The sequence below is a fragment of the Helicobacter suis genome, assembly GCF_902196125.1.
In the GTDB taxonomy this organism is placed as follows: Bacteria; Campylobacterota; Campylobacteria; order Campylobacterales; family Helicobacteraceae; genus Helicobacter; species Helicobacter suis_B.
This window is the reverse complement of sequence record NZ_CABIKG010000010.1, coordinates 58,648-78,476: the sequence shown is the minus strand read 5'-3', so window position 1 is coordinate 78,476 and position 19,829 is coordinate 58,648. Positions and strand designations below refer to the sequence as shown.

The 19,829-nt window shown below is 39.1% G+C and carries 18 protein-coding genes; 4 read left to right on the top strand and 14 right to left on the bottom strand.

Annotated elements, in window-relative coordinates; genetic code table 11:
* Positions 1–176 precede the first annotated feature (176 nt).
* From G6Q00_RS05240 to aspA, 5 genes are all read right to left on the bottom strand, one after another.
* Entirely contained in the window at positions 177–527 is a 351-nt protein-coding gene (locus G6Q00_RS05240) for a hypothetical protein (RefSeq protein ID WP_163532306.1), read from the bottom strand.
* A gap of 490 nt (positions 528–1,017) precedes the next feature.
* Positions 1,018–3,579 carry a DNA polymerase I gene (polA, locus tag G6Q00_RS05235; protein ID WP_163532305.1) on the bottom strand — a complete coding sequence of 854 codons (2,562 nt, stop codon included), beginning with the start codon at positions 3,577–3,579 and terminating at the stop codon, positions 1,018–1,020.
* Entirely contained in the window at positions 3,576–4,196 is a 621-nt protein-coding gene (gene thyX / locus G6Q00_RS05230) for an FAD-dependent thymidylate synthase (RefSeq protein WP_163532304.1), read from the bottom strand. The genes polA and thyX overlap by 4 nt, the downstream gene beginning before the upstream one ends.
* 5 nt (positions 4,197–4,201) lie before the next feature.
* Entirely contained in the window at positions 4,202–5,476 is a 1,275-nt protein-coding gene (locus G6Q00_RS05225; RefSeq protein WP_240331002.1) for a transposase, read from the bottom strand.
* Positions 5,451–6,863, bottom strand: a complete 1,413-nt coding sequence (aspA, locus tag G6Q00_RS05220) for an aspartate ammonia-lyase (protein WP_163532303.1) — start codon at positions 6,861–6,863, stop codon at positions 5,451–5,453. The genes G6Q00_RS05225 and aspA overlap by 26 nt, the downstream gene beginning before the upstream one ends.
* Before the next feature lie 123 nt (positions 6,864–6,986).
* Between aspA and accB the strand changes: the two genes are divergently transcribed.
* From accB to G6Q00_RS05205, 3 genes are read left to right on the top strand one after another with little or no spacing between them, the layout of a single operon-like run.
* The gene (gene accB, locus G6Q00_RS05215) at positions 6,987–7,457 is read left to right on the top strand and encodes an acetyl-CoA carboxylase biotin carboxyl carrier protein (RefSeq protein WP_163532302.1); all 471 of its coding nucleotides are present in this window, start codon (positions 6,987–6,989) and stop codon (positions 7,455–7,457) included.
* A gap of 1 nt (position 7,458) precedes the next feature.
* A complete protein-coding gene (locus G6Q00_RS05210; RefSeq protein WP_163532301.1) occupies positions 7,459–8,811 on the top strand; it encodes an acetyl-CoA carboxylase biotin carboxylase subunit in 1,353 nt (450 codons plus the stop codon).
* 1 nt (position 8,812) lies between these two features.
* Positions 8,813–9,961, top strand: coding sequence for a pyridoxal phosphate-dependent aminotransferase (locus tag G6Q00_RS05205; protein WP_163532300.1), 1,149 nt, complete (start codon positions 8,813–8,815; stop codon positions 9,959–9,961).
* A 264-nt stretch (positions 9,962–10,225) separates the two neighbouring features.
* Here G6Q00_RS05205 and G6Q00_RS05200 read toward each other — a convergent pair whose 3' ends face one another.
* The 9 genes from G6Q00_RS05200 to G6Q00_RS05160 all read right to left on the bottom strand — a co-directional run bounded on the left by G6Q00_RS05200 (position 10,226) and on the right by G6Q00_RS05160 (position 18,753).
* Positions 10,226–10,759 (bottom strand): hypothetical protein, encoded by a 534-nt coding sequence (locus G6Q00_RS05200; protein ID WP_163532299.1) that lies wholly within the window; start codon positions 10,757–10,759, stop codon positions 10,226–10,228.
* A complete protein-coding gene (locus G6Q00_RS05195; RefSeq protein ID WP_163532298.1) occupies positions 10,759–11,856 on the bottom strand; it encodes an exo-alpha-sialidase in 1,098 nt (365 codons plus the stop codon). Before G6Q00_RS05195 ends, G6Q00_RS05200 begins: the two co-directional genes overlap by 1 nt.
* On the bottom strand, positions 11,831–12,850 hold the full coding sequence (pyrC, locus tag G6Q00_RS05190) for a dihydroorotase (RefSeq protein WP_163532297.1): 1,020 nt from the start codon (positions 12,848–12,850) through the stop codon (positions 11,831–11,833). Before pyrC ends, G6Q00_RS05195 begins: the two co-directional genes overlap by 26 nt.
* The gene (locus tag G6Q00_RS05185) at positions 12,850–13,800 is read right to left on the bottom strand and encodes an energy transducer TonB (protein ID WP_163532296.1); all 951 of its coding nucleotides are present in this window, start codon (positions 13,798–13,800) and stop codon (positions 12,850–12,852) included. The genes pyrC and G6Q00_RS05185 overlap by 1 nt, the downstream gene beginning before the upstream one ends.
* Complete coding sequence (locus G6Q00_RS05180; protein WP_240331001.1) at positions 13,793–14,599, bottom strand: hypothetical protein; 807 nt, start codon at positions 14,597–14,599, stop codon at positions 13,793–13,795. The genes G6Q00_RS05185 and G6Q00_RS05180 overlap by 8 nt, the downstream gene beginning before the upstream one ends.
* An 8-nt stretch (positions 14,600–14,607) precedes the next feature.
* On the bottom strand, positions 14,608–15,048 hold the full coding sequence (fliN, locus tag G6Q00_RS05175) for a flagellar motor switch protein FliN (RefSeq protein ID WP_163499306.1): 441 nt from the start codon (positions 15,046–15,048) through the stop codon (positions 14,608–14,610).
* A gap of 71 nt (positions 15,049–15,119) precedes the next feature.
* The gene (nth, locus tag G6Q00_RS05170; protein WP_163532295.1) at positions 15,120–15,746 is read right to left on the bottom strand and encodes an endonuclease III; all 627 of its coding nucleotides are present in this window, start codon (positions 15,744–15,746) and stop codon (positions 15,120–15,122) included.
* Positions 15,743–15,970 carry a FeoA family protein gene (locus G6Q00_RS05165; RefSeq protein ID WP_163532294.1) on the bottom strand — a complete coding sequence of 76 codons (228 nt, stop codon included), beginning with the start codon at positions 15,968–15,970 and terminating at the stop codon, positions 15,743–15,745. The genes nth and G6Q00_RS05165 overlap by 4 nt, the downstream gene beginning before the upstream one ends.
* Positions 15,967–18,753, bottom strand: coding sequence for an AsmA-like C-terminal domain-containing protein (locus G6Q00_RS05160; protein ID WP_240331000.1), 2,787 nt, complete (start codon positions 18,751–18,753; stop codon positions 15,967–15,969). Before G6Q00_RS05160 ends, G6Q00_RS05165 begins: the two co-directional genes overlap by 4 nt.
* A 145-nt stretch (positions 18,754–18,898) precedes the next feature.
* On the opposite strand from G6Q00_RS05160, the gene mltG reads away from it, so the two are divergent.
* Entirely contained in the window at positions 18,899–19,828 is a 930-nt protein-coding gene (gene mltG, locus G6Q00_RS05155; protein ID WP_163532292.1) for an endolytic transglycosylase MltG, read from the top strand.
* The last annotated feature ends 1 nt before the right edge of the window (position 19,829 follow it).

Below are 19,829 nucleotides of genomic sequence, written 5' to 3'. Positions count from 1 at the left end.
CAATAACCAAACTAGTTTATCTGAAGCCCTAGACTTTGCCCAAAAGAACTTAGACCCATTAGAATTTACCCGTTTAAAAGATATGTTTGTGAAAAATGCGGGGAGGTGTTTTATATAAAACACTTAACATACCAAAAACAGGGCTAAAATAATTGCGTGGTTTGGTGAACATCTTTTTATTCATCTTGAGATGTCAAGATGTTTAGGACAATTGCATAGGTTTTAGGGTAGTGTCTTTCAAGCGTTCCATGTATGGCTGTCATATCGCGTAAAAATTCTAAAATGTCCTTATCTCTTTTGGCTATTTCTTTTAACATTTTTCTTACTTCTGGATATTGCGTTTTATTAACGAAGTCTAGAACTGCTGGATGGTTTAGCGGAAGATTTGAGGCGGCTTGGGGATATATGCGTTTGATTGTTTCTTTTAAATAATAACGATAAGATTCTGTGGTGAATTCATGACCTGTAAATTCGGGTAATCCTTCTACTCGTGTAGAATGTATATCGGTTTTATGTGGCTTTTTCACTAAATACTTCTTTAATTCTTTTAGATCCTCTGCATTCTATCGCAAGAAAGTAAATACACTCGCTAAAACTTTTAAAGCTAAGACATTCTCTAGCCAAAGCAGGGGCTATTAACCCCCCTAAAGTTAAGAGCGCCCCTCACCCTTAGTCCTTGCAAGTAGCCCCCTGTAGCTATAAAAAACACCTTACAAAGTAAAACACACCTCCATAAAAGAAGCGCGTTATTAAATATAGATAACTCAAAAATAAGAGTAATAAAAGCTTAGTGGTATTAGCGGTATATTACAAATATAGAGAATTCTACACACTAGAAAAGCTAGTATTATAAATAATCCGCTCCTTAATCACCGATAAAAAACTTACACACTACATTTTTGCTACAAAAGGCAACCTACAATCTAAACTTTAAACTCTTAGCAGGCGTTTTTAAGACCTTGTACTCTTTTATTTCTAGCAGGCAAAGTTTTCTAGGAATTAACCCCCTAATACCAGCTAAACCTTTAAATCTGCCCAGTTACTAGCTATGCTAGCATGGCATTCTAATGGCACGCGTAAGGGGTAGATGTTCTCCATAAGGGTTTTAATTTCTTGTTGCAACTCTTTAGCCTCTATCTGCTTTACCTCTAAAATCAGCTCGTCATGTACTTGTACTAGCATTTTAATATCTGTGCGACTTTTATATTTTTGATAAATTGCTAACATAGCTAATTTAACTAAATCGCTAGCACTTCCCTGAAAAAGGGTATTAACCCCCTCGCGTAGATAATCAGCATGTAACTTTGAACTAGCCTCTTTAAAAGAAAAACGGCGCACATGCCCTAGCAGTGTGCTAACCTGCCCTTCTTGTAAAATACGCGCTTTCAGTTCCTCTAAAAAATTTTTAATCGTGGGGAATTTGTTAAAATAACGCTCCATGTAAGCTTTAGCCTCCTCTTGGCTAATTTGCAGGGTTTGGGCTAATTTTCTAGCCCCCATGCCATAAATCAAACCAAAATTAATTGCCTTTGCAATAGGGCGTTTAGCTTGAGCCTGATTACCAAAAAGGGCGGTGGCGGTGTTAAGGTGAATATCTTGTTTTTCCTCAAAGGCTTTTAAGAGTGCTTGATCTTGACTAAAATGTGCTAAAAGCCTTAATTCAATCTGAGAATAATCCACCCCAATTAAAACACAGCCAGCAGAGGCAATAAAGCCCTTAGCTATTTTTCTACCTAAATCATGGCGTATGGGGATATTTTGCAAATTAGGGTTAGCAGAACTTAACCTTGAAGAGGCGGTTTTGTTTTGATAAAAGGTGGTGTGGATTTTTCCCTGAATATGGCGTTTTAAAAAGGGTTCTATGTAGGTGGATTGGAGTTTAAATATTTCGCGATAATGCAAAAGTTTAGCTAGCAATGCACCCACACAAACCCCCCGTACTTCTGATTGGGCATAGATTGCCTGTAAAGATTTTAAACTTGCCTCGTTGGTAGAAAGCCCTATTTTACCTTTTTTAATCCCCTTGCTTTCAAGCCCTAAATGCTCATAAAGCACTTGCGCCCATTGCCTAGAGGAATTGACATTAATTGGCATAGAAAGCATGTTTTGCATGCTTTGTTCTAAATTTTCTAAATTCTCTTTAAATTCTTGTTGCAAAGCCTTAAAATAGGCAATATCTAGCAAAAAGCCATGCCCTTGCATTGTATAAAGAAGTTCTAAAAGCGGGTATTCAAGTTTGTGGGCTATGTCCCATAATTCTTGGCTTAAAACCTCTTTGTAATGTTTGTAGGCTTTTAAGATTAAGCGGGCATTGATAGAGGCTTTAAAACGCGCTTCTGTATCCTCTAAACCGGCTAAATCATAACCCTGCTCTCCTAAATACTGCCCTAAGGCGTGCAAAGAAGGTTCTAAATAGCAATTTTCTAGCCAAGCTAAAATCCCAATATCTTCATAGCAACTTGGAAAGGGCAAATCATAACCCTTAAGCAAACTCCAGACTTCTTTAAGGTTGTAGGCAATGAGTTTATGCTGGCTTAATAGGTGCAAACATTCTTTACTCTCTTGATTTAAAGAAATGCAAAAAAATTCCCCCTCTTGATTATTTAAGAGTACAGCTAGGCTAAGCCCCTCTTTAAGCTCTAAAATCTGAATCACACTCCCCTGAGCGCTGCTAATTTTTTCTAAAGCTTCTTGTGGGGGGCAAAGGGTTATTTTTTGTGGGGCTAAAGGTTTGACTTTGGGACTTATTTGTTTGAGTAAAGCAAACATTTCATAGCGCTCTAGCTCTGCTTTTATCTTTAAAAGCGGATGGCTTTCAGGGAAAAGCCCCTTTGTGCTTAAATCTTGATTCATAAAAAGCGAGGTTTTAAGAGTGGCTAGATCACGGCTTAAAAAGGCTTGGTTGTGATCTCTTCTGAGTGCCTCTATTAGTTTAGGTGAAAGTTTAAGATTATCTAAATTGGCATAGAGATCTTCAAGGTTAGCATGCTTATCTAAAAGTTTGCTAGCATTTTTAGGGCCTATGCCCTCCACCCCTTTATACCCATCGCTACTATCCCCCACTAAACCCTGATAATCTCTAAACTGGCAGGGTTTAATGCCATATTTTTGCATGCACTCTTGTACGCCGCTTTCTTTATGGCTACTTAAATCACAAAGCACCACTTGAGAATCTACTAGTTGGTAAAAATCCTTATCAAAACTTATAATCCGTACAAAATGATCTTTAAAAGCATAACAAAGACTAGCAATCACATCATCGCTTTCATACCCCTCTACACTCAAAGCACACAAACCCATTTGTTCTATCCACTCTAAGATAATAGGTAATTGCACGCTAAGATGAGGCGGGGCGATGCGATTGGCCTTATAGGACGGATCAAGAGTTTTTCTATAATTACTTTTACTTTCTAAAGCAAAAATGAGTCTATCTGCCTTAAAAGTATAAAGTTGGTGGATAAGTTTAGCAAAGGCACTTAACCATGCTGTGTTGATGCCTTTTGAGGTTTGTAAATCACGCAAAGGATAGTAAAACTTAAAGAGCAACCCAAAGGTATCTACTAAATGCAGGGTTTTCATGCTTTAATGCAGTGGGTGAAGAGATAGCGGTGATCTTCAGGCAAAGCTTCATAAAGTTTAAAGGCAAGCTTGCGAATCTCCCAAAGGGCCTTAGTATCGGTGCGCAGGCTTAAAAAATTTTGTAAACTTCTAGCGTTGATACTAAAGGCTAGGCTAGTTTTATAACTCTCTGGCATGGCAAATTTAGCATGATCGTTTTTAATATGCTGGGTAAGTAAAAGGCGCAAATTTTCTAAAGCCTGAATACTGGCTAAATCTACCGCCTCTACCCCTGTAAAAACTAAGAATTTTTGAGCCCGTTCTAAATTTTGCTCTGGGGGTAAAAAACTGACCTCATCTTTGAGTTCTTTAAGGGTGTAGCGGCTGGATTTAACCGAAAAACTAGCCATGCGGTGGCGGGCGAGCTCTTGTAAGCAAGCACGGCTAATGCCTTGTATATCAAAATTATAAAAGAGATGTTCAAGGGTGGAATTATGGCGGTATTTATTAGCCACGCGATCAATAAGCTCTAAATCCTTGCGCCCGCCTCCATCGCTGTAAGCAAAACTTTGATAACAGGTGCGGATAGCTTCATAGCAACAACTTAGCGGGGTGGCGTGTTTTAAATATACTTGCATGGTCTTTAATGAGTTGGGGGGATTAGGCGGCTAAAACCCAAGTATTTAGGTGTGTAGATCGTATTTGTATAGATGATCTGTTGATTCTGCATAGGTTCTTTAAAATAACGCTCTAAATTAGGGTTTAAACGCAACAGCATTTGTTCTAAAGAATCAACACTGGCATAACTCACCCAGTCGTATTCTAAATCAGCATTCAAAAGGGTAGCTGTTTGGCTTAAATAAGGGCTTGTTTTGCTAATAGCACTTGTGATATAAAGATGTTTGCGATCTTTAGGCTGGGTGAGCATGAACATGGAGAGATTAAAATTAATCTGAGAGGAGAGATACATTAAAGGCCGATCTCTACTAGTTAACATGCCAATTTGGGAGAGTAAAAGCCCGGTTTTAACAATAGAGGTATTAAAGAATACAACGGCGTCTTTGAAATATTTACGCTGGTGTACTAATTCGCGCCCAAAGGTACTAGCCTTTTTAAAAGTGATGGTATCCTCATATAAAATATCAGCCCCTAAATCTTTTAAACTCTTGCTAAGCATAGTCCCCCTAAAGCTATCATCATCATAAACCACTAAGGGCTTGTGCTGGCTTAATTCTAAGAGCATGTCCACTTGAGAAGGAAAATCAATCCCGCCAAAGATGAGCATAGAGGGCAAATCCATGCGCTTTTCTAATTGGTGTTTGTTAACTGTAGGGATAATGGTAGGCAAAGTTAGAGGCGTTTTAGCCACTAGGTTTTGCACCCCTTCTTGGGTTAAAAGAGCGATCACAAAGGGAAAACCTTCTTGTATGATGCTTTGATAAGTCTGTTTGAGATTATCCGGATCTTCTTGTTGGCTATCAAAGACCTTAAAGGTAAAATCATGGTTTTTAAGTGCCAAATAAGCCAAAATGGCATTAGTAGAAAGATCAGAATAACTCCCGATAACTTTCTTGGGCACTAAAAGAGCAACTTTATAAGGCTCTTCTTGATTTTGTGCTTCTTGTTGGTTAGTGGCTAGTTTGGGATTAAGCCAGTCATTGATAATAGTATAATTATCTTGTAATTGGTGATCTTTAATCTCTGCAGAATAGCGCGCTAGAAAAGAAAAAACCTGCCCTTTCTCATAGAGTTCTTTTAAACAATCTGCACTGCATGGCTTTAAAGCCACCACAACCTGCCTAGCAGGTGGCAAAGGGGAGAGCAAGCGGGGGCGCGCTTTAGCGTGAGCTAAAGAGCTAAGAATAGCTAGAGCTATAATTCCGCTAAGATAATTAATCCTTATGCTTTTTAAAGACATGGGGGCTTACCATGTTAGCTGGTTGGAAGATTTCATCAAGTTGTTCTTGTGTTAAAAGTTTGCGTTCTAAGACAATTTCATGTACAGCTTTACCGGTTTCAAGAGCTTCTTTAGCAATAGAGGCGGATTTTTCATACCCAATGTGGGGATTAAGAGCTGTAACAATGCCAATGCTATTAAACACATAATCATGGCAGACTTTTTCATTAGCAGTAATGCCCAAAATACACTTATCTACCAAAGTGCGAATCGCGCGATCAAGTATTAAGAAAGAATGGAAGAGTTTGTAAGCAATAACGGGTTCAAAGACATTTAATTGGAGTTGCCCGCCTTCAGCTGCCATTGTGATAGAAAGATCGTTGCCAATCACTGAAAAGCAAACTTGATTAACCACTTCTGGGATAACTGGGTTTACCTTACCGGGCATAATAGAACTACCCGGTTGCATTCTGGGTAAATTAATTTCATTAAGCCCAGCGCGAGGCCCTGAACTTAAAAGTCTTAGATCGTTACAAATTTTAGAGAGCTTAACAGAAACCCGTTTAAGCGCCCCGCTTACTTGTACATAAGCCCCCGTGCTTTGGCTAGCCTCAATTAGATCGTGAGCAATGGTAAAAGGTCTACCTGTAACTTCTTGGATTTTTTTCTCTACGATGCGTTTATAATCTGGGTGGGAGTTAATGCCTGTACCAATGGCGGTTCCTCCAAGATTAAGTACCCGCGTCCAATTGCGCGCATCTAAAAGGTGCTGTATGTCTTTTTCTACCATAGAAACAAAGGTTTCAAACTCTTGGCCTAAGGTCATGGGCACGGCATCTTGAAGTTGTGTACGCCCCATTTTCAAAATATGGGCAAATTCTTTGCTTTTTTTATCAAAGGCGTCTTTGAGGACTTTAAGAGTTTGCACGAGTTTATCAAGCCGTTCATAAATTGCAATTTTAAGGGCTGAGGGGTAGGTATCATTAGTAGATTGGGAGCGATTAACATGATCATTAGGGTGGCAGTATTGGTACTCGCCCTTTTTATGCCCTAAAATTTCTAAGGCTAAATTAGTGATCACTTCATTAACATTCATATTTGTACTTGTGCCCGCTCCGCCTTGAATCATATCCACTACAAATTGATCGTGGTGCTCTCCTTGAATGACGCGATCGCAGGCCTTACAAATGGCATCAGAAATTTTAATATCTACAAGCCCGAGTTCAGCATTGGCCAAAGCCGCAGCCTTTTTTACTTGAGCATAAGAACGGATAAAAACAGGGTAGTTAAACAGCCTATCATGGGTGATGTTAAAATTTTCCACCGCACGCATTGTCTGGATTCCATAGTACAGATCGTCTTCAATCTCCATCTCGCCGATAAAATCATGCTCTTTTCTAGTTGCCATTTTAAGAACTCCTTCATGGATTAAGATAGTGTGGCATTCTACTAATTTAAAATTAATATTGGCACAAAGGAACAAACATGTTATCATAATCCAAATTCCAAACTTTAATTTTTAAGGATTACTATGAATCCAACCGACATACAAGGACTAATGGTTGCTTTTGATCAAAGTAATATTAGCTATTTCAAACTCAAAATGGAAAATGTAGAACTCGTGTTAAATAAAGTTTCTACTAAAAAGGGGGTGGTTGTTTCTGAACATTTACCTATCCAAACCCCCACCGCTAGCGCTTGTTCTTTAAATAGCGTAGCAGGGGCAGCAAGTGTGAGCAGTAGTAGCAAAGAAAACAGCAAAGAAGATTACATTCTCTCGCCTATGGTGGGCACCTTTTATCACCGCCCCTCCCCTAATGCTAGCCCTTATGTACAAGTAGGCGATAGCATTAAAAAGGGGCAAATTATTGGCATTGTAGAGGCGATGAAAATCATGAATGAAATTGAAGCAGAATGTGATTGTAAAATTCTTTCTATTGAGGTAGAAGACGCGACAGCCGTAGAATATGGCACCCAGCTTGTTAAAATTGAAAAGCTTTAAAATGGTAGGCAAAAACATAGAACGAATCCTCATAGCCAATAGAGGGGAGATCGCACTAAGGGCTATCCAGACTATCGCACAAATGGGCAAACAATCCATCGCGATTTATTCTAGTGCGGATAAAGACGCCCATTATCTTAATGTGGCTGATGCTAAGGTTTGTATCGGGGGGCCTAAATCGGCACAAAGTTATTTAAATATCCCGGCTATTATTAGCGCTGCTGAACTCTTTGAAGCAGATGCGATTTTTCCGGGCTATGGGTTTTTAAGTGAAAACCAGAATTTTGTAGAAATTTGTTCTCATCATGGCTTAGAGTTTATTGGCCCTAGTGCGCAGGTGATGGCGCTAATGGGGGATAAATCTAAAGCTAAAACTTGCATGCAAGAGGTGGGCGTGCCTGTGGTTGAGGGTTCTGAGGGCATTTTAAAAAGTTATGATCAGGCTTTAGAGGTGGCACAGCGTATCGGTTTTCCTATTATTATTAAAGCAGCTAATGGGGGCGGGGGTAGAGGAATGCGTGTGGTGAGTGATCCAGCCTTACTTAAAAATCTTTATCTAGCCGCTGAAACAGAGGCTTTAAGTGCCTTTGGAGATGGGAGTGTATACATTGAAAAATTTATCCAAAATCCTAAACACATTGAAGTACAAATTTTAGCCGACAAACATGGCAATGTGATTCATGTTGGTGAGCGAGATTGTTCCACGCAAAGAAGACAACAAAAGCTCATTGAGGAAACCCCTGCTTTGGCGCTTAAAGAGGGGGTGAGAGAAAAATTACTCGCCACGGCTATTAAAGCGGCTAAACATATTGGCTATGTGGGAGCGGGGACTTTTGAGTTTTTATTAGATGCTAATGGGGTGGATTTTTATTTTATGGAGATGAATACCCGTTTGCAGGTAGAACATACGGTAAGTGAAATGGTGAGTGGTTTAGATTTAGTAGAGTGGATGATTAAAATTGCACAGGGTGAAAAACTCCCCTCTCAAGAGAGCATTAAATGCAGAGGGCATGCTATTGAGTGTCGCATTACAGCTGAAGATCCTAAGACCTTTACACCTAGTGCGGGTAAAATTAATGCGTGGATCTCCCCCGGAGGAATGGGGGTGCGCTTTGATACGCATGCTTATGCCGGCTATGTCGTCCCGCCCTATTATGATTCCATGATAGGTAAACTCATCGTACACGCGCCAAATAGGGATCAAGCTATTATTAAAATGAAACGCGCGCTTAAAGAGTTTCTTGTAGAGGGGATTAAAACCACTAGAGATTTTCACCTCTCTATGTTAGAAAACCCGGATTTTAGGCGTAACCAAATCCACACCAAATATTTAGAAAACCAAAAGGAGAATTAAAATGTATGCTTCTAAAGTAGAAAACCTCGCCCCCTCTAAAACTATTGCTATTAGTACCCTAGCCCAAGAACTCAAGGCACAGGGTAAAGATGTTTTGAGCTTTAGCGCTGGAGAACCTGATTTTGATACGCCTAGCTCTATTAAAGAGGCCGCCATTAAGGCTATTGAGCAAGGCTTTAGTAAATACACCGCTGTTAAGGGCATTCCTGAGTTACTCAAAGCCATTTCGCATAAATTTAACCAAGAAAATAGCCTTGAGTATGCACCCGATGAGGTGATGGTAAGCAATGGGGCTAAACAATGTTTGTTTAATGCTATCCAAGCTCTTTTAAACCCGGGTGATGAGGTGATCATTCCTGCGCCCTACTGGGTGAGCTATCCTGAGATTGTGAATTATAGCGGGGGTAAAAGTGTGTTTTTATCCACTAGCTTAGAAAGTAGTTTTAAGATCACCCCCGAGCAACTCAAAACCACCCTTACACCCAAAACTAAAATGCTCATTCTCTCTAGCCCCTCTAATCCTACCGGTATGATCTATAGCAAAGAGCAATTGCAGGCTTTAGCTAGTGTCTTAGAAAAAACTAATGTTTGGGTGCTCAGCGATGAAATTTATGAAAAACTAGTTTATGAGGGGACATTTTATTCTTTTGGGGCTTTGCCTAACATGCTAGATCGCACTATTAGTATCAACGGCTTAAGCAAGGCCTTTAGCATGACAGGTTGGCGCGTGGGATATTTGGGCACAAAAGATAAAACCCTACTTAAACACATGACAGCTTTGCAAAGCCATAGCACTTCTAATATTAACTCCATTACCCAAAGGGCTGCTCTAGCCGCTCTTAGTGGGTGTGCACAGGCAGATATAGAGATCATGCGCTTAGCTTTTAAAGAGAGGCGCGATGTGGCCTTTGAAACTCTGCGCTCCATTCCGGGCTTAAGCACAATCAAACCACAGGGGGCTTTTTATTTATGGATTAAAATCCCCGGGGATTCAGCACTCTTTTGCCAGCAACTTTTAGAAGAACAAGGGGTAGCACTTGTACCGGGTAGTGCCTTTGGCATGGAAGGGTTTGTGCGCATGTCTTATGCCTGCTCTTTAGAACAGATCAAAGAAGGGCTAGAGAGACTAAGGGCGTTTATGCGGGGGTAGTTCTTTGATGTGTTTAGGCGGCTAGCTTTAGCTAGGGCTTTATAAAAGTAAAACCAATAATCAAACTTTGATAAGACCCTTTTTAGGGGTTAAATGCAACCTAAGACTTTTAATTGTCTATTTTTATTAGTAAAACATGCCTTTAAGTGTACTATAATGGCTACATTCTTAAGGCTTTGTATTCTAGTTACTAGAGCGCTGGATTTATTCTAAACAGAAAAAGCCATTAGTTTTAAGTTTTTTATCATGCAAAATTTTAGCCAATCACTTAATAAAGGCTACTAATACCCTTACTAAAGCTATGATCCACAAATAAATATCCATAAAGGCTACATAGAGTATAGGAAAATGTAAAGAGGATAGGCGATCTAGGAGTAATAAGGCTAATACACCTAAAAAGAGCATGCCTAGAGGTTTGTAGATGATAAATGCGCATAAAGAGAACAGACATAGGCTAGTTAGTGCGATCTTATAAGGAGCATAGATCAGACTAAAGGGTAAAAAACCTAGAGTGTCTATAAAAATGAAACCTCCAAAGAGGGTTAAAAACCACGCCGCTTTTAAAGGTAAAATTTCTTGATGGGTATAGTAATTTATTAGTGCATGCGCGCATAATCCCAAACTAAGTAGGCTCACAGGTCCAAAAAGCCCCACACAAAGCATGCTAAGACTTAAACCTTTAATAGAAAGTTGCAAACCTACAAAGACTAAAAATGCTTTCACTAGCGCATATCTTTTAGAACACACCCACACACAAATAGCCAAAGCACAGGCAAATAGATGCGCAGAATCGCCCATTAAAGTTGTTTTAAATAACCTAGATTAAAAGAAAGGTGCATAATGGTTTTACGCTCTTTAGTATAAAGCACATGGATTTGGTTATTAAAATTTAAAACAGCCGGGTAACTCACCTCACCCTTTAAACTGCTATCTAAAATTCTCAAGGGTCTAAAGTATCCATCTGGGTTAAATTTAGCTAGATAAAGAGCGCTACGGGGATTATTGCTATTTTTAAGAGGTTCATTGTAGAGTAAATAGAGGGTATGGTTAGCATTAAAAAGTACAATAGAGTTATCATAATTATGTAAATTGCTTAAGCGGGGGGGATTCCACTGCAAAGGGGTTTTACAGGTTTGGGTATAAAATTGCTCTGTTTTATAGCTACGCAATGCCATGAGTGCACAGGTTTTATAGGGGGCTAGGGTGGGCTGTAATTGTTGTTTAAGCGTGTTAGGCTTGATTAGAAATTGTAAATGATCTTGTGCATCAAATTTGAGGAGTAAGGGGAATTTATGGGCTAGTTCATGGTAAATAGGCAAAATAAAACCCCCATCAGTGGTAGGTAAAACAGAGGTGCGCACTAAATAGCTAATATTAAGAAATGGGCTTAAAGGAAGGGTTTGTAGCAGTGAAAAATGAAAGGGAGGGGTTAAATTAGAGACAAGCATATAAATCCTAGAGGTAGCCCATCCTCCAAGGCTCACACCCACTACAAACAAATAGAGGCGCTTATGCTGTGTGAATAAAACCGGATTACCCAATGCTTTCACATAGGCATTAGCTAGTTTGCTTAATTCTGGTGCAGAGAGTAAAGAAAAGGCCTTTTGCCAAGTTTGTGTTTTAATAGAGTACAGATTGGCATAAATTTTAACATCGCTTAGACCCTCAGCACTCCCCCCAAAGTAAGCGGCTAATAAATAATCCTTAGAGAGTGCGCTAAGGGTGGCTGAATGCACAGATTTTACAGGCGGAGGGGGTAGAGATTTTAGAGTAAATAGGGGCGGGGTTTGTGTGAGTGTTGGGGGTTTTTTAAAAGAAAAGTAATGGGGGGCTTTAAAAGCTAAGCCTAAAAAAAGCAGAGTTAATAAGCTAGAGTAGATGAGAACAGATCGCATCTACACTCCAGTTAAGGGGGAAAATCTGGGGCATATATAACCCGTCAGGAAGTTTAGGCGGACTTGGGGGTTTTTTAATTAGAGTGATGGTTTTATGGGGAATATCTTTAAGCGCATAAATGCGCATGGCATTTTGGCTAATAAAGCTTTGGAGTTTGTCTAGGGCTTGGTGTTTTTCAAAAAGAGAGCATAGCGCGTTTAAGAGTATAGGTGCACTAAAAATACCCGCACTACAGGCATGGGTGTGTTTATAAGCGATTAGATGAGGTGCGCTATCTGAACCAAAGGCAATTTTGGGGTGTGCATTGAGGGCTAAATTTAAAAGTGCCTGTTGATCTTTAGGGGTTTTTAAAAGAGGTTTACAAAAAAGATGGGGATTTAGCGCACTTCCGGCTAGATGATCTAAATTAAGCGCGATATGATGCAGGGTGAGGGTTGCGTATAAATTAGAGTAGCGTTCTAAAAGAGAGATACTGCGCGCATCGCTTATATGTTCTATGATAATTTTTAGATACGGGAATTCTTCAGCTAGGGCAATTAAGATAGGGTGGAAATTATATTCTCTATCTAGCACAAAACCATGATCTTCGGCATGGATACAAAGAATAAAACCTAGATTTTGGGCAATTTCTAAAATCTTAAGCATGTGCGGGCTTAAAATATTGCTTATACCTTGATCTGAGTTAGTGGTGGCATTTTTAGGGTAGAGTTTGAGTAAAAATAACCCGGCGGCTTTGGCTTGTTCTAATTCTTGGCGGTTTAATCCTTGGTGTAAATAAAGGGCTACTAGAGGCTTAAAATGCGCGCTTAGACTCTCAATTTCTACTTTGTACTCTAAAGCTTGTTTAGTGGTAGTAATAGGGGTGGTTAAATTAGGCATAATCAGCGCTGCACTAAAGATTTGCGCGCTAAAGGGTAAGATAGCTTTGAGTAATGCACCCTCTCTTAAGTGTAAGTGCATATCTAGTGGGTCTTGTAGGGTGATTTTATCCATTAGCGATAAATAAAATAGCGCACACGGATACGGATTAGAGTTGTGGTACTTGGGCGCGGGTAGTCTTTATAGGCAATGGTGATAGTTTTAAGCGTATTATCATCTAAAAGTTTGTAACCGGAGGGTTCGATGATCTTAAGCCCGGTAATATCGCCATTAGGGTGGAGATAAAATTCCACCGCATCTACACCGTCTTGTCCTAAATATCCGGCAGCACTGGGGTATTCTAGGTATTTTTGGGTGATGCGTCCGATCTCACTTAAATTACTCTTAATAAAATCCTTCTCAGCCGTCCCTAAATCCCCAAATTCCTCCCCATAAAGCTCATCAATATCTTTACGGGTTTGGCTATCCATGCCCTTATCGCTCTCATAACTACGCTCACTAGGGGTTGGGGGTGGCGTAGCTGAATTTTGCTCTGAGGGCAGAAAAGATAAGCTATTGGGGTTAAAATCATCAGCCTTTTGCTGCGTTGTCTTTTTAGGCTCTTCTCTTTGCTCTCTGCGCAAAGCTTTATGATGGCTTTCTCTAGTAGCCACGCGCGTACTTTTATGCGGGCTGGTTTTGTGCCTTTTGCGCTCAACCACTCTTTTAGGCTTGGGTCTAGGCTGAGGTTTTGGCTGTGCTACAGGAGGAGAGGGAGGAGATGGGGGTCTTGGTGGAGTCTGAGGGGTTGGGGGGGTTTGGTTATGTTTAGGAGCAGCCCTAGAGGGTCTAAGCGCTCCTTGTGTGTGCTTGCTAGGATCTAAAGATCGCCCCCGTTTAAGCACTAATAAATTGCTAGGGTTGAGCTTAACAAGTTTAGGTTGGTGAAAAAATTGATGGCTATACTGCACTAACCACCAGAGGAATAAATGCAGTAAGCATGAAATAAATAAAGAGACATAGAAATTACGATCAGAGCGTCTATCTATAAAATCTCTGTCTAGTGCTCTAGCAGACCTAGACATAGGAACTTTTCAACTTAGATTCTCTAATACGCTGTTTTGTTTCTTCCATAAGGGCTTCTTTTTTAAGTAATGTAGGGTCTTTTTTAGGGAAATCTAGCGTAATCTTATCCAAAATGAGGCTTTGGTTAGAATTGAGCAAAATTAAATATAGCTGGTTGCGGACTTCAATGGTAACGAGTTTATGGGTGGCATCTAAAGGTTTTATAAAGGTTACACTTGGTTCAAGACCCACTTTTGGGAAGAGAAATTTTTGGGTACTTTTGCGTTTAAGTATCCATAATAACACCAATAAAGCACCAATCACAATCCCTACTTTCCATAAATAATCCCATTCAAAATCTTTAAGGGGGGTATTTTTAGGGGCTGGGGCAACTTGTTCTTGAGATTTTTGCGCTACGCTAGCAAGTTCAGATAAAAGAGGGACAAATTCTAGGCGCAAATAACGCTTATCTTGGGAAAGCTTAGCTCTAACATGGAAAAGAGTAGTACTCTTTGGCACGATAAAAAGGGTGTTATCTTGGTGATAAATGGCTAGCTCTGTAAGAACAGAGGCGCTAAAGTGCTCCAATCTAGGGGCAAAAGAATCCATGTTTTGCAAGGTGATCACTTGCATAGGAGAAATTTTGGGGGTTTGTTTAAGAGGTTTACTAAAGAGTAAATCAACCGCCACGCCTTTTTGATCGGTTTGTGTGGGGACAATTTGGAGTTGCTCTAGTTTATTAAAATTTGTAGCAATAGGATTAGCAGCAATGCCTACGCACACAAACACCCATACAAAAAGATAGCGCACCTTGCACATTATTGCTTCTATAAATCCCTAGCGATGTAATAAACAATAGCATTGGAGTCTAACACTTCATTTAAGCGGATGGCTAAATTTTTCTCATACACCATAACCTCTCCCTTACCAATAACGCGCCCGTTGACAAAAGTATCCACACTCTCTCCTGCAGGTTTTTGCAAATCAATCACCGATCCTCTTTCAAAACGCAACACCTCCCTTAAAGGGATAAAAGTAGAACCAAGCTCGGCCATAAAGGTAATTTCCATGTCTAATAATCCCTTATAATCATTGATCAACTCTTCTAAATAAGTGGTAAGCTCTAACTCTCTAGGGTTAAGAGTGGGTTGCTTTTTAAGCCTAGGGTTAACCGGTGTTAAAGTTGCCAGCGTAGGGTTAGACTGGATATTCACCCCATCTTTATTGTTACCATTATTGTTATTATTGTTGTTGTTTTGGCTATCCATACAATTTTACCTTCCTTAGAGATAACCATCTAAAAATGGGGTATCATACCAGCAATTACCTAATTAAGGGTTTAATGGGGTTTGAAATTAGCTTTGTTTACACAAAATTCTTGTAAAAAACAAATAGAACATTGGGGTTTAATGGCCTTACAAATTCTGCGCCCAAATAAAATCATGGCATGGTGGAGTGTGCCTAAATCCTCTTTAAATAGAGCGCTCAAATCAGCCTCCGTTTGCAAAGCATTTTTAGCCTTAGTTAAACCCAAACGATGCGATACTCTAAAAACATGGGTATCAACGGCTAGTACATTTTGATTAAAAGCCACAGATAATACCACATTTGCGCTTTTTTGGCCAATGCCTGCTAGGGTTTTAAGTTCTTCTTGGGTTTTAGGGATTGATCCATTGAAATTTTGCAAAATCTGTTGTGCCATTTGGATTAAATGTTTAGCCTTGCTATTAGGATAAGAAATACTTTTAATGCACTGATACACATCTTCAAAAGAGGCGTTAGCTAAACTGATCACATCTGGATAGGCCTTAAAAAAAGCAGGGGTTGTGGCATTAACTCGTTTATCTGTGCACTGTGCAGAAAGCAGTACAGCTACTAGTAATTCATAAGGGTTTTGATAAATAAGCTCTGTAGTGGGCTGTTTGAAATGCTCTAAAAGCAAGGTTTTAATAGCGATTGCTCTCATAGTGGCTCAACTAAAATACACTGGGCTTCATGGGCGCGCAAAGCAATTTGTGCATGCCCAATTTCAATACTAAAGGTGGCTTTTTTCATGGAGTGTTGCAAAAGGGTTATTTCCTCTCCTAGGATAATCCCAAAGGATAAAAAGCGATTCTTCAGTTGGAAGTCTTGAGTACTAATCTCAACAATTCTATAGCGCTTATTTTTTTTACACTCTAGGAGATTCATTTTCTCATTCCTTTCTTGATTTCACTGATGATAATATCTATAGGCGCAAAAATACGCCGTAAAATTTGAAAAGGGGCGCGGGCAATATCTTTACCTAAGGTGATTTTTGCATTTAGATTATCCAAATTGCCGCTTAAATTGACATGGGTAGAGATTTTCCTATTTTTACCTAAAATGAGGTAGTTAAGAATGGGGATTTTATTAATCACATTAGTAAAACCTTTAATTGTAGAAAGATTTAAAGACATGTCAAGTTTGCGGTTTGATAACTCTAAAATCCCACTACCATCTACATCTAGGGTTGTACCAATTAGATCTATATGCTCAAAACCAATATAGCCCGCATTAATCCCAAAAATAATTTTACCCTTAGCAATTTCATACCCATTAGCGCTTAAACGCGGGTCTCTAAAGGCAAGTAAAGAGGGAATGGTGTTAATCACATTAACCGTCTTTTGTAAGACTTTAAGATTTCTAATGGTGGTGTTTTGTAGCTGCAATTCTCCATTAAACACGCGATCTTTATAAGCCCCAATAAGATTATATAACCCCCCTTGAATGATGTCTTTAGAAGTGATGCTTTGTAGCGCCATGTTTAGATAATCCCCGCTAAAATTACTGGCCTTTAGCGTGATATTGCCATGGATCATATCAAGATTGAGCATAGATCGTTGGTAACTGCCATCTACACTAACCTGCCCGTCTCTAATCACTAGGCGTAAATTCTCTAAGGCTAGAGGTAAGGATTTAAAGGTTAGCACTGTGTTAGAGGCATTAATAATTGTGGCGGTTGGGAGAATATTATGTACTTTTTCATAGTGCTGTTTAGCATGGATAAAAATTTTCTCATCTCTAATTTGTTCTTTAGTGGGTTTGTATTTGCTTGGGGCGAGTAATTCTTGGATAATTGGCACTTTAGAGTCTAAAAACTCATCTAAATTAAAGTTAATATCATTGATAAAGACGATCTTTTCACCCCCTTGAATCTTAGCCATAAAAGCGCCATCTGGGCTAAATATTTCTGCGCTATCTTTTCTAAAAGTGCCTAATAGAGAAAAGGAACTAATAAGACGGCCATCATGGTAGTATAGGGGCAAATCAATATTTAAATTGATACCAAAAAACTGGAAGTTGTGGAAATCTTTAGTGCTGATTTTAAGCGATCCTCTTTTAAGGGCAAAATAGCGCGCTAGTGGGGAAATAGAAGTGAGTTTAGCTAGATTTTTAGCACGCACACTATAAAGTTTACCTAGCTCCCCCTCAATCCCTAACTCATTGATTTTAAATATCGTTTTATGCTCTTTAGAAAAATCTAAATTAAAGCTTAAATTGGGCAAGTTGTCTTGATTGGCATAGATCGCGTCTTCAGTAAATATTTCTTGGCTTTGGGCTTTAATTATTTGGCGGATTTTATCTTGAAAGGCCTGTGAGGACTCACCTTGCGCGATGAGATCGGGTAAAATATCTGGGCGTAAAGAGGGGGCGTGGGTATTAAGTGTGGTTCTATAAGGGCTAAAGGCGCGCATGTTAATCTTGCTATTAGTGTTAATCTGGATTTTATGGATTGTGGCATTACCGGATAATAATTTATGCGTAAAATCTAAAGTTAAACGCGCATCTACATCGGCCATGTTGTGGTAGCGGGTGTGTTGTGTGTTGATATAAATATATTTACTTTCCGGATTTGTATCTAAATATATATTAGCCGACTGGCTAAATAAAGGAACATTATAGAGTAAAAAATCTCCCTTTCCTACGCTAATACTACCCTGTATAGAAATTAAGGGGTGGGCATGGGGTACAAGTTGTAGTGTGAGTAATAAATCTGCACCGATTAAAGATTTCATGTTTTTTAGGGGTAAAAGGATTTTATAGGCTTTAAGCAAGCGCTCTACATAGGGATAAGAAGACTTAGGGGCGATTTTAATGCTTGCTACTAATTTAGAAGCGCTTCCAAAATGGCTAATATTAACCTGTGAGCCCTCTAAAGCCATATTTTCATAAGTTGCGTATTGGGGTGTGATAACTAAAACTTGATCTTTAAGCTCAAGCAAAACTTTAGAAGAGAGAATGGGCGGGAGATCTTTATGAAAGAAAACCCGCGCGTCTTGGACGATGGCTTGGGCACTTAATTGTGCTAATAGCGTTTTAAGTAGGTGTTTATCTCTAAGATTAAGAGAAAGTTTGGCATCTTCAATTTTAAAGCTAGAGAACTTAGTGTTATCAAATAACCAAGTGCGTAAAGTTTTATGAGTAGTGGGTATATAGGGTTTTAAAAAATCTAAGTGTTTAATGGAGTTACTGTTACATTTAAGCGCTAGGGTTTTAAAATCAGTTAAGCCCTGCACAAAAAACTTTAAATTAGATTTTCTAAGCGAGGGGTTGTTTAGGGGTGAGAGTTGGAGATCAAAGGTAAGTTGTTTGGTTTGGCTGCTATAATCTGCATTCCCTGTAATGCGTAGATAATAAGGCGCTAAATCTAGTTGTAAAATTTTTAAATAGAGTTTTTGATTTTCTTCTAGGTAAAATTTACCCTCAATGCCCGGAAAAGAAATATCATATTGGTGGCCATCAAAGAAAACATGGGCGCTAGTGGTGGGGTTGATATAAATCTTTTGGATAGATAGACGCTTAAAATAATCTAGTGTCCATATCCCGTATCTAATGCCTTGTATAATTTCTTCTATGCTAGGGGTTTTCCTTTCTGCTTTAGGCTTGATAAGTGCTGCAATATCTAACATGCCAATGTCTAGCAAAAACTTATTATCTAGTTTTAGATACAATCGCTCTAGCTTGATCTGCCCAACATGTATGGAGGATATGTAGATTCCATTTCTTAGAGTGATATATGTAATTAAAAGCAGCACAAAGACAAAGATTAGGGAAAAAAAAGGGCGGAGCACCCTCCCAGAGATTATTTTAATCATAATGCTTTCATTATTCTTTTACCTTAGTATACCGATAAAATCTAGTGGCATTGTTTACATGCCAAATGGCCCTCTTAAAAAGGCCTTTTATCACTTAAAAAGTATCTCTTTAGAGAGTACAACCCGGACAATTCCTATACAAGCTAACACCCTAGACTTATGGATTTTGCGCCTTATGGAGAAATTGCATGTATGGCAAAAACCTAAGAGTGGTTATATCGCTATTTCTATTAAAGAACACAACCAAATTAGAAAAGGGGATTTTTTACATGCCCTTAGCATTTCTAAACCTGTGTATAGAGATATTACCCTAATTCCCGGAGAAACCCTTTATTTTTTTATCCGCGATTTAGCCCGAATTTTCTATTTAAAAGTAGAGGATTTAAAGCAGGCCTACAACTCACCCTATCAAGAAGCCGGTATCATTCCAGATACCTACCGCTTTAGTTTAGGCATTTCAGCTAAAAACCTGATGTATTATTTACTCCAACATGCTAACACATACTATCAAAATCTTAGCATGCAGCTATTAGGCCACTATGATATTAAAGAGTGGCAAAAAACCCTTATTATTGCCTCTATTATCCAAAAAGAGGCGGCTAATGCTTCTGAAATGCCTTTAATTGCTGGTGTGATTAATAATCGCTTAAAAAATGGCATGCCCTTACAAATGGATGGGAGTTTAAACTATGGCAAATATTCCCACACAAAGGTTACACATGCGCGTATTTTGGAGGATACTAGCGATTATAACACCTACAAGCATAAGGGATTGCCCAAAATACCTATTTGTAGCGTAGGAGTGGAGGCTATTAAAGCCGCTTTATTCCCTGTTAAAACTAAGTTTTTATACTTTGTCAAAACCAAAGAGGGAACCCATAAATTTAGCCAATATTACCAAGAACATGTGCGCTCCATTCATAACCATTAGC